The sequence below is a fragment of the Treponema sp. OMZ 803 genome (assembly GCF_024181165.1).
GTDB lineage: Bacteria > Spirochaetota > Spirochaetia > Treponematales > Treponemataceae > Treponema.
In genome coordinates this window covers 458,361-470,508 of record NZ_CP051195.1, presented here as the reverse complement: position 1 = coordinate 470,508, position 12,148 = coordinate 458,361, and the positions used below count along the sequence as shown (strand labels likewise).

At 43.6% G+C, this 12,148-nt stretch carries 12 protein-coding genes and 1 tRNA gene; 1 reads left to right on the top strand and 12 read right to left on the bottom strand.

Annotated features, from left to right (window positions below):
• Nucleotides 1-34: 34 nt before the first annotated feature.
• The 12 genes from yajC to ABH09_RS02095 all read right to left on the bottom strand — a co-directional run bounded on the left by yajC (nucleotide 35) and on the right by ABH09_RS02095 (nucleotide 10,001).
• A complete protein-coding gene (gene yajC / locus ABH09_RS02150; protein WP_162662342.1) occupies nucleotides 35-472 on the bottom strand; it encodes a preprotein translocase subunit YajC in 438 nt (145 codons plus the stop codon).
• An 85-nt stretch (nucleotides 473-557) separates the two neighbouring features.
• A complete protein-coding gene (locus ABH09_RS02145) occupies nucleotides 558-1,628 on the bottom strand; it encodes a peptidylprolyl isomerase (protein WP_253715019.1) in 1,071 nt (356 codons plus the stop codon).
• 10 nt (nucleotides 1,629-1,638) lie between these two features.
• Entirely contained in the window at nucleotides 1,639-2,442 is an 804-nt protein-coding gene (locus tag ABH09_RS02140) for a DUF6675 family protein (protein WP_253715018.1), read from the bottom strand.
• Nucleotides 2,443-2,445: 3 nt separating this feature from the next.
• The gene (jag, locus tag ABH09_RS02135) at nucleotides 2,446-3,126 is read right to left on the bottom strand and encodes an RNA-binding cell elongation regulator Jag/EloR (protein ID WP_162662338.1); all 681 of its coding nucleotides are present in this window, start codon (nucleotides 3,124-3,126) and stop codon (nucleotides 2,446-2,448) included.
• Nucleotides 3,123-4,883, bottom strand: coding sequence for a membrane protein insertase YidC (yidC, locus tag ABH09_RS02130; RefSeq protein ID WP_162662337.1), 1,761 nt, complete (start codon nucleotides 4,881-4,883; stop codon nucleotides 3,123-3,125). Before yidC ends, jag begins: the two co-directional genes overlap by 4 nt.
• A gap of 11 nt (nucleotides 4,884-4,894) precedes the next feature.
• Nucleotides 4,895-5,140, bottom strand: a complete 246-nt coding sequence (yidD, locus tag ABH09_RS02125) for a membrane protein insertion efficiency factor YidD (RefSeq protein ID WP_162662335.1) — start codon at nucleotides 5,138-5,140, stop codon at nucleotides 4,895-4,897.
• Nucleotides 5,112-5,498, bottom strand: a complete 387-nt coding sequence (gene rnpA / locus ABH09_RS02120) for a ribonuclease P protein component (RefSeq protein ID WP_162662333.1) — start codon at nucleotides 5,496-5,498, stop codon at nucleotides 5,112-5,114. Before rnpA ends, yidD begins: the two co-directional genes overlap by 29 nt.
• Nucleotides 5,499-5,509: 11 nt before the next feature.
• The gene (gene rpmH / locus ABH09_RS02115) at nucleotides 5,510-5,665 is read right to left on the bottom strand and encodes a 50S ribosomal protein L34 (protein ID WP_006188846.1); all 156 of its coding nucleotides are present in this window, start codon (nucleotides 5,663-5,665) and stop codon (nucleotides 5,510-5,512) included.
• A 488-nt stretch (nucleotides 5,666-6,153) separates the two neighbouring features.
• Entirely contained in the window at nucleotides 6,154-6,588 is a 435-nt protein-coding gene (locus tag ABH09_RS02110; RefSeq protein ID WP_230977924.1) for a Dps family protein, read from the bottom strand.
• A gap of 62 nt (nucleotides 6,589-6,650) precedes the next feature.
• Nucleotides 6,651-6,723: transfer RNA gene (locus ABH09_RS02105), tRNA-Met, on the bottom strand.
• Between the two features lie 95 nt (nucleotides 6,724-6,818).
• Nucleotides 6,819-9,044, bottom strand: coding sequence for a SpoIIE family protein phosphatase (locus ABH09_RS02100; protein WP_162662331.1), 2,226 nt, complete (start codon nucleotides 9,042-9,044; stop codon nucleotides 6,819-6,821).
• Between the two features lie 264 nt (nucleotides 9,045-9,308).
• Nucleotides 9,309-10,001: a CAP domain-containing protein gene (locus ABH09_RS02095; RefSeq protein WP_253715017.1), complete on the bottom strand. Its 693-nt coding sequence runs from the start codon at nucleotides 9,999-10,001 to the stop codon at nucleotides 9,309-9,311.
• 81 nt (nucleotides 10,002-10,082) lie between these two features.
• Here ABH09_RS02095 and ABH09_RS02090 point away from each other — a divergent pair, with 81 nt between their 5' ends.
• Nucleotides 10,083-12,107, top strand: coding sequence for a putative glycoside hydrolase (locus ABH09_RS02090; protein WP_253715016.1), 2,025 nt, complete (start codon nucleotides 10,083-10,085; stop codon nucleotides 12,105-12,107).
• The last annotated feature ends 41 nt before the right edge of the window (nucleotides 12,108-12,148 follow it).

Here is a 12,148-nt window from a genome sequence, read left to right as displayed (position 1 = left end):
ATAAGCTGATACGCTCCTATGATAATGGAAACGTTTATTCCGCTCCGCCGGAAAAATCGGGTGGCTGCGGTTTTTCGGAGCTGGAATCTTCAGCTTTCTTTTCTTTCTTTTTAAAGAGAGCAGAAAGCAGAGATGCCTTTTCCGGCACATTTGCCAGGCGGCTCGCTTTCGTTTTTTCGTCCAATATAACGCTGCCGATTGCGGAACGATTCATTTCGAGCTTACAATTATCGTCAACTTTAAGAATAATCGTTGTTTCTTTTACGGAAGAAACAACACCGTGAATACCGCCGATTGTGATGATTTTATCACCCTTCTGAACGGAGGCAATCATTTCCTGCGTTTTCTTTTGCTCTTTCTTTTGAGGGCCGATAATAAAAACGTAGAAAATTACAAAGATAAGACCGAGAGCAAGCAACGGAATAAAACTACCCCCTGAGGCGGCTTGCTGCAACAATGGAATTGCATTCATTATTTACATCCTTATTTATGATAAATATCCTTAAAATACTAGCACAAAAAAAATGCGTAGTCAATTCACAGGGTTTTGCCGGAGATTACTTTACCGACAGTAGTTCAAGCTCAAATATCAGATAGCTATCGGGAGGGATAACCCCACCAGCTCCGCGTGAACCGTAACCCAGTTCCGGCGGAATAACAATTATCCGTTTCTCGCCGGTTGCCATCTGTACCGCTTGTTGGTCAAACCCTGCAATGAGCTGTCCTGCACCGGCAACAAACTTGAGCGGTTCATGCATATCGGAATCATCAAATACGGTGCCGTCCAGCAACGAACCTTTATATTTCATCGTCAGGGTCTTGCCTGTTTGAGCCTTTGCCCCCTTCCCTTCCTTCGTAATTGTATAGAAAATACCGTTTTCGGTCTTAACGACATTGGGGAATTTTTGCTTTATCAAAGCTTCATATTTTTCCCGCTTTTGGGTAGCACGTTGTTTTGCCCGCTCTGTAGCGCCTGCAAGATAAGTATCAAAATCTTTTTGCGTTGCAGTAAACTTCTGTGCTTCAGCTCCCTTACGGATAATCGACACGGAATTCATCCGATCACCCTGCACAATTTTATTGACGACATCCTGCCCTTTTACGACACGGCCGAATACCGTATGTTTTCCATCAAGCCAAGGCGTCGGCACATGGGTAATAAAAAACTGAGACCCGTTTGTTCCCGGCCCCGCATTTGCCATCGAAAGAATGCCGGCAGTATTGTGTTTGAGGTTGTCGACAAACTCATCAGGGAATCGGTATCCCGGCCCGCCGGTGCCCTTGCCGTCAGGGTCGCCACCTTGAATCATGAAATTCGAAATAACACGGTGGAAGGTTAAACCGTCATAAAAAGGTTTTCCCTTTGCCGCATCCAATGTTCCTTCGGCCAATCCGACAAAGTTACATACCGTCAGGGGCGTCTCTTTATAAAACAGCTCCAAAACAATATCCCCTTTGTTCGTATCAATAACGGCATAGATACCGTCCCTTTGTAATTCAGCGCTTATCGCATTCATTTTTTTTCCTTTTTCAGAATCTCCCGTTAAAATAATCGCAGCAGCAGCTGCTGTCGCGATAATCAAAAAAGTAACCGGTAAAACCAGCACTAGAATCTTATTCAACCGCATAGTTCCTCCATCAAAGTGCTACCCCGTCTTCATATTGCGCAATAAACCAATTATAAATCGCTTCTCCCCGTGTTCTAAACGAATTCTGTACCCGCTCCCTAAAAATGGAAGGCGCAGTAAAATCGGCACGCGTCAGCATATGTACCAGTAGATATTCGCCAAGGTCGGTTACTGCAATCGATACTTCTAAATTTTCAGGTTTCATTGCTTTAAATATCGAATACTTTAAGACATCGATATTTGTAGACATAAAACCGGCAGAATCGGCATCAGAACAGAAACGGTAACGATAAATATTTTTATCGAAGGTTAAATCCTTTTGCAGTACATAGACCGAAAAATCCGCTGCAGGATTGTCAACAGGATCGGCAATCCGTCCTTGTGTTTTAGGGTCGTCAATAACATACGACGCCTCGTAGAGTGTCCGCATCTTCTTGCGGCTGCTCGAATAATATTGCAGTCCTTCCAGCTTTGAAACAGAGCGGAGAATGCGGGAGATTTTCTCTATGTCTTTCGTATTGCCTTGCGTCTTTTTATGCACATACAACGCTTCTATCAAAAAAGTAGGATTACCCTTGTTCCAGTTTTCCGCAAATGTTTGCGGCACGGCGAAAAGCGGCGCAAGCCGCGGTACAGCGTTCTCTTTATTATACACCGACCGGAAAAGATGTCCTTGCTTAAGTAATTCTATCCGCTGCTCAGCGGATAAAAACGAATCCAGCACAGAAATCACCGAATCGGGTACATTGCCGATATCCTGTGCAAAAAGAGAACCGGCTGTTAAAAGGGTAAGAAGAATAAGACAACGCCTCATCCGCTATAGCCCTTTATACAGCACACGCACTTGTTTGTATAAGCCCTCACCTTCGCTCTTCGTATCGACATCCCGAATGTCGGCAAGTGTGCTGTGGATAAGTCTACGTTCATAGGGGTTCATTGGCTCAAGCAAGACCGAAGTCTTTGTTGTTACAACCTGATCGGCAGTGGTATAAGCAAGTCGAACCAGCGATTCTTCACGACGGAGCCGATAGTTTTCGCAATCGAGCATAATCCGTTCCGAAATTCCGATTTTACCGGCATACACATTAGCGATCAATTGGAGCGCATCCAAATTCTTCCCTTTCTTACCGATTAAAATCGCAGAATCCTCAGAAGAAAGCCGCACAAGCAATTTGTGTTCTTCATGTGAAAGGATTTCGATATTTGCGGTATACCCCATCGCATGAATGAGTTCACCGATAAATTTCACCAAATCAGCCTCTTTATCCGTAGCAGCCTCTCGACCGGGTCCAGATTGAAGGGGAGTGTCGCTAGTTGGTCTCTCTACGGTCGCTTTATCGTCAATATGTACACGGATTTTAGCATACCCCTTCTTGAAAAGTGAATTTTTCTGAATTTCAACAATTTCCACATCAAATTGATCAGACTCTACACCGAGCTCGGCAATTGCCTTATCTATAGCATCACGTTCGGTTTTTCCTTCAAATTCATAAATCATTTCCGAACCTCCTTTTTCTGCTTCATCATTGCCTTAATGATCATCTGCTGAACAAGCATTAAGAAGTTCGTGCATGTCCAGTAGAGTAGCAACCCTGACGGCGCATTATAGAACATAAAGAAGAAGAACAACGGCATACCATACATCATAATTTTCATTGTGCTGTTTTGTTGCTGATCGTTTGTCGGTGTCTGCGTTATTTTTCCGAAGACCATCTGCGAAATCACATAGACAATCGGCAAGATACGCAGATCCGTCCATCCGAGGAAGGGAATAGGACTGGGGAACTGCAAGACACTGTCACCGATAGATAAGTCCGGTATCCAATGGGGAATAAACATAGCGCCGCGGAATTCAAAATAGTTATTAAACAGACGGTACATCGCAAATAATATCGGCAATTGGATCAATAGCGGTAGACAACCCGAGAGCGGATTGTAACCGGCTTCTTTATAAAGCTTTGCCATTTCCTCATTCAGCTTTTGAGGCTTGCCTTTATATTTTTCCTGCAACTCTTTAATCTTTGGCTGCATTTTCTGCATCTGCTGCGTTGATTCCGAGCTCTTCTTAGTAAGCGGGAAAAAGATAACCTTGATCAAAATCGTTACAAGAATAATCGAAACACCCCAGTTCGGGATAAGTTTATAGAAGAATTGTAATAACCATTTAAGCAACACTTCAAGCGGACGCCAAATACCGCTTGAAACAGCAACCGTATCAATACGCAGATTGTCATAATTGTAATTGTTTTTTGACGGAATATTATAAGTGCTTAAAATATTTTCAGAACACGGGCCGAGGTAGATACGGTACACATCGGTTACCTTATTACCGGTAATAACAGGGCGCAAAAAAAACAATTGCCCGTCTTGTACCCTATCTGCGTTAGGCTGCGCGGCAGAATACAGGATCTGCTGCGCAGGGGTTGAGGGAATAACGATAAGGCTAAAGTATTTTCCCGAAATGCCTGCCCATGGAACGGAATCCGTAATCAACTTAGTCTGATTGGCTTTTAATGTAGCATCTTTTTTCTTCCCGTCTATATACGCAAAAAAGTTACGATACTCGTAGCGATCCGCCTTTACATCCCAATCAGGACCGATTTGCGGCATTGTCCGCAATGTATACCCCGCATTATCAAAATTCAACCCCTTCATATCGGCATCGCCGCTGACCGTAACGGCAAGTTCGAACATATAATCATCAGGCAGGAAGGTATATCTTTTTGCAAGTGTAAACGAAGATATGGAACCGTCTTGGTTTTTTATCGAAATTGTCTTAAAAAAGCCGACAGTCTGCTTTCCGTTTACCGTTTCTTCTTTGACATTAAAGAATTGATTTAAAGCGGGAGCTTGAGCACCGCCAAGCGCAATCGAAAACGCTCTATTCCGATCGGTTAGGTTTTTTACCATTTCTACATGGGAATCACCCTTGGAATTATTGTGTTCCAACAACTTATACGAAATGATATCGCCGCCCCGATTTGTAAACGTAATTTCTGCAACATTGGTTTTAATCGTAACGATTTGTTCACCGATAACAGTTTCATCAGGGACTTCCAGCACAGCTGAATCGGCAGGCATATTTTCCGCTACGAAAGTATTTTGCGGAACTGCTGCCTGTTGCTCCGTTACAGAGGCGGTGGTAGACGGCTGTTGCTGTACGGGGGCAGGGGGGAAAAATTTGTATTGCACAAACATCGCAGCTGCAATGACAAGACCGGAAAGCACCATTGCAATAACTGTATTTTTATTCATAAACGAATCTCCTAGGGAACGGGGTCATACCCTCCCTTGTGAAAAGGATGACATCTCAGAATTCGTCTTACCGCTAAATACCCTCCCTTAACCGGCCCATATTTTGTCAGGCTTTCAAGGGCGTAATGAGAACAGGTGGGATAATACCTGCAACAAGGCGGGAATAAGGGAGAAATACACTTTTGGTACACCTTTACCCCCGCGCATAACAAAAACGTAAAAAAACGCTCAATCTTTTTCAGATAATTGTGTTTCATATTGTTGAGATCGAATAGAAAACATATCCGCTTTTTTAAACAAACACTGTAGTTGCGTTGTCCGTATAGAAAAAGTATCGCCACCGGGGAATATAAGCAAAATAATATCCTTTCCTATTACAAGCTGGGATTTCATTTGACGGTATACTTCCCTAGATAAACGACGAGCCTTATTTCTTTGTACGGCGGAACCGTAATGTCGTTTAAATGTACAAACAAAACGATTGTATGGTAATTTATTCGGTAAAACGAACAACTTTGCGCCGTCGCAGCTATAGCGGAGACCTATTTTAAACAGAGTCCGTATCCGCGCGGCGCCGCAAAGACGCTCTTCTTTAGGCAAACAAGAGCGTTCCATGTGTTAAACTCTTAGTAACTCTTTTTTTCGTCGGATACGGAAAGCTTATAGCGCCCCTTTGCACGGCGACTCTTTAAAACTGCACGTCCTCCGCGTGTTGCCATACGCGCACGAAATCCATGACGGCGCAAGCGTTTTGTTCTGCTCGGTTGAAATGTCCGTTTCATAAAACTAGACTCCTTCTATATATAATTATCAGGCGCATTACCCGCCTAAAAGATCTTGGGATAGCGAGGAAAGCAAAATTTCCTTAAAATGCAACGACCGAACAAAATATCAATTTTGGAGATTGTTGCATTGATGCGCGGAACGCGCATACGTCAATAAGCGACGTTCGCGAAAGCGAACTCGCCGTGTTTTTCAGCCGCGCTATCTTTAGCGGCTGAAAATAAACCTTCCTCAATATACTAGACAGAGGACTATACTATAGCACTATAAAAAAGTCAATCTATCGCTTTGGGGCAAAACGCATCAGGCCGGTTTTTAAGAACCCCGCGGAAAAATTGATGCTATTCGGCCAGAACTGTCAAGGATAGCATCAATTTTTCCGCCATTTTATCTACTTAGCCTGATGCATTTTGTCCTTTCTCTGAGATAAAAAAAATGCGCGAAATTTTACACAAAATCTCGCGCATTGAAAAAAATATCAAAAACGTTATTTAAGGGCGGCGTTTAGCATCCAGATTTTCTTTTCGAGACCGGCAATTATGTCAGTTAAAAGAGAATCGGTAGCAGCATCATTCGAATCGGCAGCTGCCTTACGGGTTTCGTGCAATTCAGCCACTAAGTATTCAAAATCGGTTTTGATGCCGGTAATAACTTCTTTTGCTGTAAAAGATTTTTTTGTCTCCTCTTTTATACTGGTCAGAGCCAAATATTCCTTCAACGAAGCAGGAGCGGTGCCGCCCAACTGCAAGATACGTTCAGCAAGAGAGTCGTAGCTATCTGCAACATCTTCATAATAACCATCAGTCATTTGATGAATAACCAAAAAGTTAAGTCCACCGACATGCCAGTGATAATTGTGTATTTTCGTATACAAAACACCAAAATCAGCAACATGCTTTGCCAAACGTTCAACAATAGCCATAATCTTACCTCCTGATTAAAAAAAAAGACATCCCCAAAAGAAGGATGCCTTTTTTTTAAACTTAGCAGGGGTAGGACTTGAACCTACGACTTCCGGGTTATGAGCCCGACGAGCTGCCAACTGCTCTACCCTGCGATGTACTTGGTATAAAATAAAACACAATTGGAAAAATGTCAAGTAAGAGTTGACAATATTCATATAAAACTTATACACAGCCCTGTAACAGGCGTTTAAACGGGTACCCTGCGTGCAATACCAAGAATGGTCAAATCATCGTATTGAATATCTTCTTTTATTTGTTTGTAGTAAAAATATTCATCGTAAATAGGATGAGGCTCCTTATCGTAACAGTAAATATCATACTGCAGAAAGCACTTACTCAAGAACGCATCGATTTTTTTATCTACTTGGACGCAATCAAAAGATTGCGCGGAACTGTCTTTATACATTCTAAAGACTTTCTCAACTGAAATAAGCGCCAGAACAGCATCCTCAATCGTCCCGTTACACGAAGAGAAATCAAAGTCCATCTGCTCATAAATATGATCGCTCTGCCGTTTTTTGAGCGTAAACTTTTTTCGAGCAAAAACCGCTTCAATAATCGCTTCGACCCTATCTTTTCCTAATGTTTCACTGTCGGTACCTATCAGATGATTGTTGTCACCATTATCCTCCGATAATATAGCATCGGCACCGTCTTTCGGCTTCGAAAGCGGGATACGAAGCTTGCGTTTGGACTCTTCAATACCGTCAGTATAAAGAAACAGTATATCCCCACAATTCAGGTGTATTTTCTCTACGGGATACCCACCGTTAAGATTTATCATTTCCGAAGAGAATGCTCCGGCAGCCGACCCTGAACGCAACGTATAGCTTTTCAAGCGCCGTGCCTGTTTGTCGTAGATATGAACGATATTATCACCTGCATTACAGAAATAAGCATCGCCAACACGCATATTGATAATACAAAGACTAAATGCAGCGAAACGCCCCACAAACCCATGCGATTCGATAACGTCATTAATCCGCATAACAATATCGCTGAGATTATAGCCGTCTCGTTTATAGCTCCAATTTTGAAAATAATTTTGGAATAAAGTCGCTACTTCTACCATAATAAGGGCAGCAGGAACCCCTTTTCCTGCAACATCGCACTTTATAACGGCATAGTGGAAGGCATCCAATTTTCTATAATCAAAATAATCACCTGAAACGCCGTGGGCGCCTTCGTAATAACCGAAAAATTCAGAATAAATGTCACGATGACTGCCAGTTGTCAGCTTCCTGCCGGAGGAACTAAGATCCAGCGGGATAAACATCTTTTGTATCTCTTTTCCAACCTTTAAATCTTTAGAAATAGCAGCAGCGGCAGCCAATCTTTCAGTCATATCGTTAATCGTTGTTCCCAACATTCCAAATTCATCTCGTGAGGTAACTTGAACCGACTTACCAGCTAACTTCTCTTTATCTTCGGTATCGCGAATTAATGCGACGTGCGCCGCCAACAAACCGAGCGGCCGTACAAATAATGAACTGAGGAACCATGCAGTAGAGATACCCGCAATCAATACTATCAATGAGATTTGGACGATGATATGAATTAATCGGTTTTGCTGTTCATTTATTTTTTCCAAAAGCCCCTCTACCGAAATATCAACAAATACAATTCCTTGAACACACTCCTTCGGTTTTTCAGGGTTATAATAGATAATCGGTTCATAGAATAAATATTCTGTCCGTTTTTTTGAAAGATTCTGCATGGAATAATCAGGGTAGGAACCAAAACCTTGATCGGCCAGTGCCGAAAGATTAGATTGCAGCTTTGCTTCCAGATGTCTGATATTTGCTTGGATTTCAGTTTGGCGCTTGAGCATGTACGAATCGCGATGTATATCCAACCCTTCCATCTCATTTGTGAGCAGTTGAATCGAGTCGATATGTTGCTGAACGATTGTTGAGGCTTCATCATTAATATACATCAGCTTTTGAAGGATTTCTTCAATTCCTTCAGGATAAAACTGTGATTCCCCGGGAATATATCGATGGGTATTAATCAGTTTAGTGATATCTTGATAATCAGTTGCAAGGACGTAGTGAAGCCCCGTCTGTCCCGGAAGAGTGCTTCTACCTGTGACAACAACATATTTTGCTTCGGGGAAAGTAACACGATTCAATAATAAAAGATCAAAATCCTCCTGAGTGGGGTTAGAAAAATGAGTTTGAACCCGTAATTCAAGATTATCAAGTAATATTTTTGTTTGCAACAAGAGGCTGTTTGAAAGTAAATCTTTATAAGGGCGGATAATGGCAATTGCGAGAGCTGTGGCAACACTGATAATAACAACAAGCAAAATAGTAACAATAATAACGATAAATTTTATACGGACACTACTCCATAAATTTACCGTTGGTCTATATTTTTTTTTGCTGCCAAATATCTTTTTACCTGTTTCCATACCCGCTCCTGGTAAAATGCTTTGTTGTTTTTACTACTCTCTATTGAAACAACATACCACGGCGCAGAGCGTCTAGGTATGTTGTTTTCATAAGGTGGTTGCAGTCGGCTTTAATACCGCTTGTTATAACGCAGAGCATTGCCGATGAACGGAAGGTATTAAACCGCACGAATAAAGAGTATTATACAGTAAATACGTCACAAATAAAAGAGGTATCGATAAAAAAAGAAGCAGAATTGTAACAAAACGAGCTTTTAAGAATCCCTAAAAACTGGAGTTTTTAGAGATCCCCGTATAACTGCCCGCAAAATCCATTACAGTAACGGCACCGTAAGGTGCATTTCCGGTCTTGTTAAAACCAATACCGACCTTCTTAAACTCCTGTTTTAGGATATTAATCCTGTGTCCCCTACTCGGTACTCCATCGTCGATCAAAAGCTGTACGACAATGTCCCGCGCCGTAATACTACCATACGCACAGTTTTCACCGCAGAGAATTCCCCATGTTCCATATCGATTGATTCGGGTAACAAGATCGGAACCGTCACTCCCTGTATGCCCCATCCCTCCGGTGCATGCCTGATCATTCGCAAGCCATTGCGCCGAACGGCATAATCCTGTTTCCAAGGTTAACGGTTCCGCGACAGCAGTGTCTTTTAATACGCGTATACATTCCTGTAACGGCGTAATGCCTTCTTGGGTCAATAGCCGGACTTTTCCCGGCTCGTCATACATATTGCCATCAAAGTATTTAAGGCGCGGCTCCAATACCTCCGTTGCATACCGCCGAGGGTTTGTTCTTACGTAATTTAACTCCCTGACGATTTGTTCCGCAAGCTCTCTTGTATCGCTCAACGACGTATCCGGCACTGCAATATTATTGCCGGTCGCACATGAAAACAATGACACTGCAAGTGCCATCAGTAAAATTGCTAATGTATATAGTTTCTTTCCCATAAGCAACACTGTAGTCAATTTAGGTAAAATAGGCAAGGTTTCCATAGACCCCCGCTGTTATATCGGTTATAATTACTCTTTATGAAACGGCTGTTGATTGTTTTGGCATTTATTACTGCGATGTCGGTTCATGCGCAGGATTTTCTTCTGGCGGGTACGCGAGACGGATTATATAAACTTACCGCCGTGTCCACCCAAAAAATTTGGGATACGATGGCCGTACGGAAAATTATCAGAAGTGGGAATACATGGTTTTTCCTCACCGATAGCGGCATTACGCGGTCAGATAATTTAACGAAATTTGATTATATCAACGACGGCCTTCCGATAAAGGTGATAAAAAAGATAACCGACGGCGAAAAATCCTTCATAAAAAAACCTCAGATGCTGAAAGATTTGGAAACCCATCCGTCCCGTCCCGGCACTCTTATTACCGCAACAAACAGCGCCGTGTTTTTAAGCGAAGATGGTGGCAGGCATTGGCGCAACCTCGGCTGCCATACTCCGGTCAACGGATTAAAGGCCGTATGCGTGCTTGACCTGCCGGATGCGCAGGGAAATCCGCAGCTTACCGTTCTTGCATCGCACTCTATCTACGGAGCGGCATGGAAGCAACCGTCCGTCTCCGACAAATGGCAGCCTTTAAGTGAGGGGCTTGTACCCGGGCCGGAAAGCGATGAAGAAATTTCCGATATTGTCGTATATACCCATCAGCAAAAACAGGAAGTGTATGCTACGCAAACATTTACCGGTAAACTGTACCAACTCGATTGGTCGGCAAAGCGCTTTAATGCCGTTTCTGACTGGACGGACAGCATCGCCGATGCGCGCTGTATCGACGGGCTGAGCCCCGCTGCAATGTCCATCGTTGGCACGAAAAACGGCGGTTTGTTTGAAATACCGCTCGTACTGCCGGCGCCCGCTCCCAACCGGCTGAAGGGAATAGAACTTACACTTAAACGTATTGCCTCAAAGCCGCTCTCGGCGTGGATACCGCAGCGGATGACGCGACTCGGTAAAGCGGTGAGCCTTTCGGAATTGTGGCTGTTCGATGAGGGAGAAAAGACACGGAAAACGGACTATCTCCGCCGCGCTGCGGGACGGAAAGGAGTCTATCTACCGGCGCATCAGGCACGGACAGCCACCGGTTTGCAGCGCTATTTCGATCTGCTTGAACAAAATAAACTCGATACACTCGTTATCGATATGAAAGATGATTTCGGCTTCGTCCGCTACGACTCACAGGATGAAGAAATACAGGCGGTGGGGGCGGTGCGTCCCTTTATCCAGCTTGAAGACTTTACCGCAAAAGCGAAAGAATGTAAGGTGTACCTCGTTGCCCGCATTGTTGTCTTCAAAGATAAGCAGCTGTATCGATACCGAAAAAATTTATATGCGATAAAAGATAAAAGCGGCAATCCGTGGCAGGGCTATAAAACCGTTGACGGAATTCTAGAGCCGATTGAAGAATATTGGGTAGACCCCTACAACGAAAATGTATGGAAGTACAATACGGCAATTGCTCAAGAACTGATTCGGAGAGGTTTTGATGAAGTTCAGTTCGACTATATCCGTTTCCCCACCGATGGGGAAAATCTCTATGCGGCACGGTACCCTGCACAAGAGCAGGGCATGGATAAGGAAAGCGCCATCATGTCTTTTCTCGCCTATGCTCGGGAAAAAATCCACGCACCGATTTCAATCGATATTTACGGGGCGAACGGATGGTACCGTACCGGAGCGCGCACGGGGCAAGAAGTTGAAGTGCTTGCCGACTATGTGGATGTGATATGCCCAATGTTTTATCCCAGCCATTTCCGGCAAAGTTTTCTGGCGCAAAAGCCGCCAGAGGAACGCCCGTACCGCATTTATCAGCAAGGCTCCTACCGGAATAAAATTATTGCACACAATAAGGTAGTTATCCGGCCGTGGACGCAAGCATTTTACATTCCCGTATCGTACGACAGAAAGTATTATAATGAAGATTATGTGCAGCGACAGGTTATCGGCATTAAGGATTCCATTGATGAAGGCTATGCCTACTGGAATAATTCCGGCCGTTACGCCGACATCCGTCCAGACGGCCTCCCGCTGCCACAGAAATAGCGACCGGCATCCTTTGACCAAAGCCACTCTTTATGCTATAA

What these genes read in the sequence shown, in the direction of transcription:
- yajC (WP_162662342.1), bottom strand. Translation starts at nt 472, where the DNA reads ATGAATGCAATTCCATTGTTGCAGCAAGCCGCCTCAGGGGGTAGTTTT.
- ABH09_RS02145 (WP_253715019.1), bottom strand. Translation starts at nt 1,628, where the DNA reads ATGCGGTTGAATAAGATTCTAGTGCTGGTTTTACCGGTTACTTTTTTG.
- ABH09_RS02140 (WP_253715018.1), bottom strand. Translation starts at nt 2,442, where the DNA reads ATGAGGCGTTGTCTTATTCTTCTTACCCTTTTAACAGCCGGTTCTCTT.
- jag (WP_162662338.1), bottom strand. Translation starts at nt 3,126, where the DNA reads ATGATTTATGAATTTGAAGGAAAAACCGAACGTGATGCTATAGATAAG.
- yidC (WP_162662337.1), bottom strand. Translation starts at nt 4,883, where the DNA reads ATGAATAAAAATACAGTTATTGCAATGGTGCTTTCCGGTCTTGTCATT.
- yidD (WP_162662335.1), bottom strand. Translation starts at nt 5,140, where the DNA reads ATGAAACACAATTATCTGAAAAAGATTGAGCGTTTTTTTACGTTTTTG.
- rnpA (WP_162662333.1), bottom strand. Translation starts at nt 5,498, where the DNA reads ATGGAACGCTCTTGTTTGCCTAAAGAAGAGCGTCTTTGCGGCGCCGCG.
- rpmH (WP_006188846.1), bottom strand. Translation starts at nt 5,665, where the DNA reads ATGAAACGGACATTTCAACCGAGCAGAACAAAACGCTTGCGCCGTCAT.
- ABH09_RS02110 (WP_230977924.1), bottom strand. Translation starts at nt 6,588, where the DNA reads ATGGCTATTGTTGAACGTTTGGCAAAGCATGTTGCTGATTTTGGTGTT.
- ABH09_RS02100 (WP_162662331.1), bottom strand. Translation starts at nt 9,044, where the DNA reads ATGGAAACAGGTAAAAAGATATTTGGCAGCAAAAAAAAATATAGACCA.
- ABH09_RS02095 (WP_253715017.1), bottom strand. Translation starts at nt 10,001, where the DNA reads ATGGGAAAGAAACTATATACATTAGCAATTTTACTGATGGCACTTGCA.
- ABH09_RS02090 (WP_253715016.1), top strand. Translation starts at nt 10,083, where the DNA reads ATGAAACGGCTGTTGATTGTTTTGGCATTTATTACTGCGATGTCGGTT.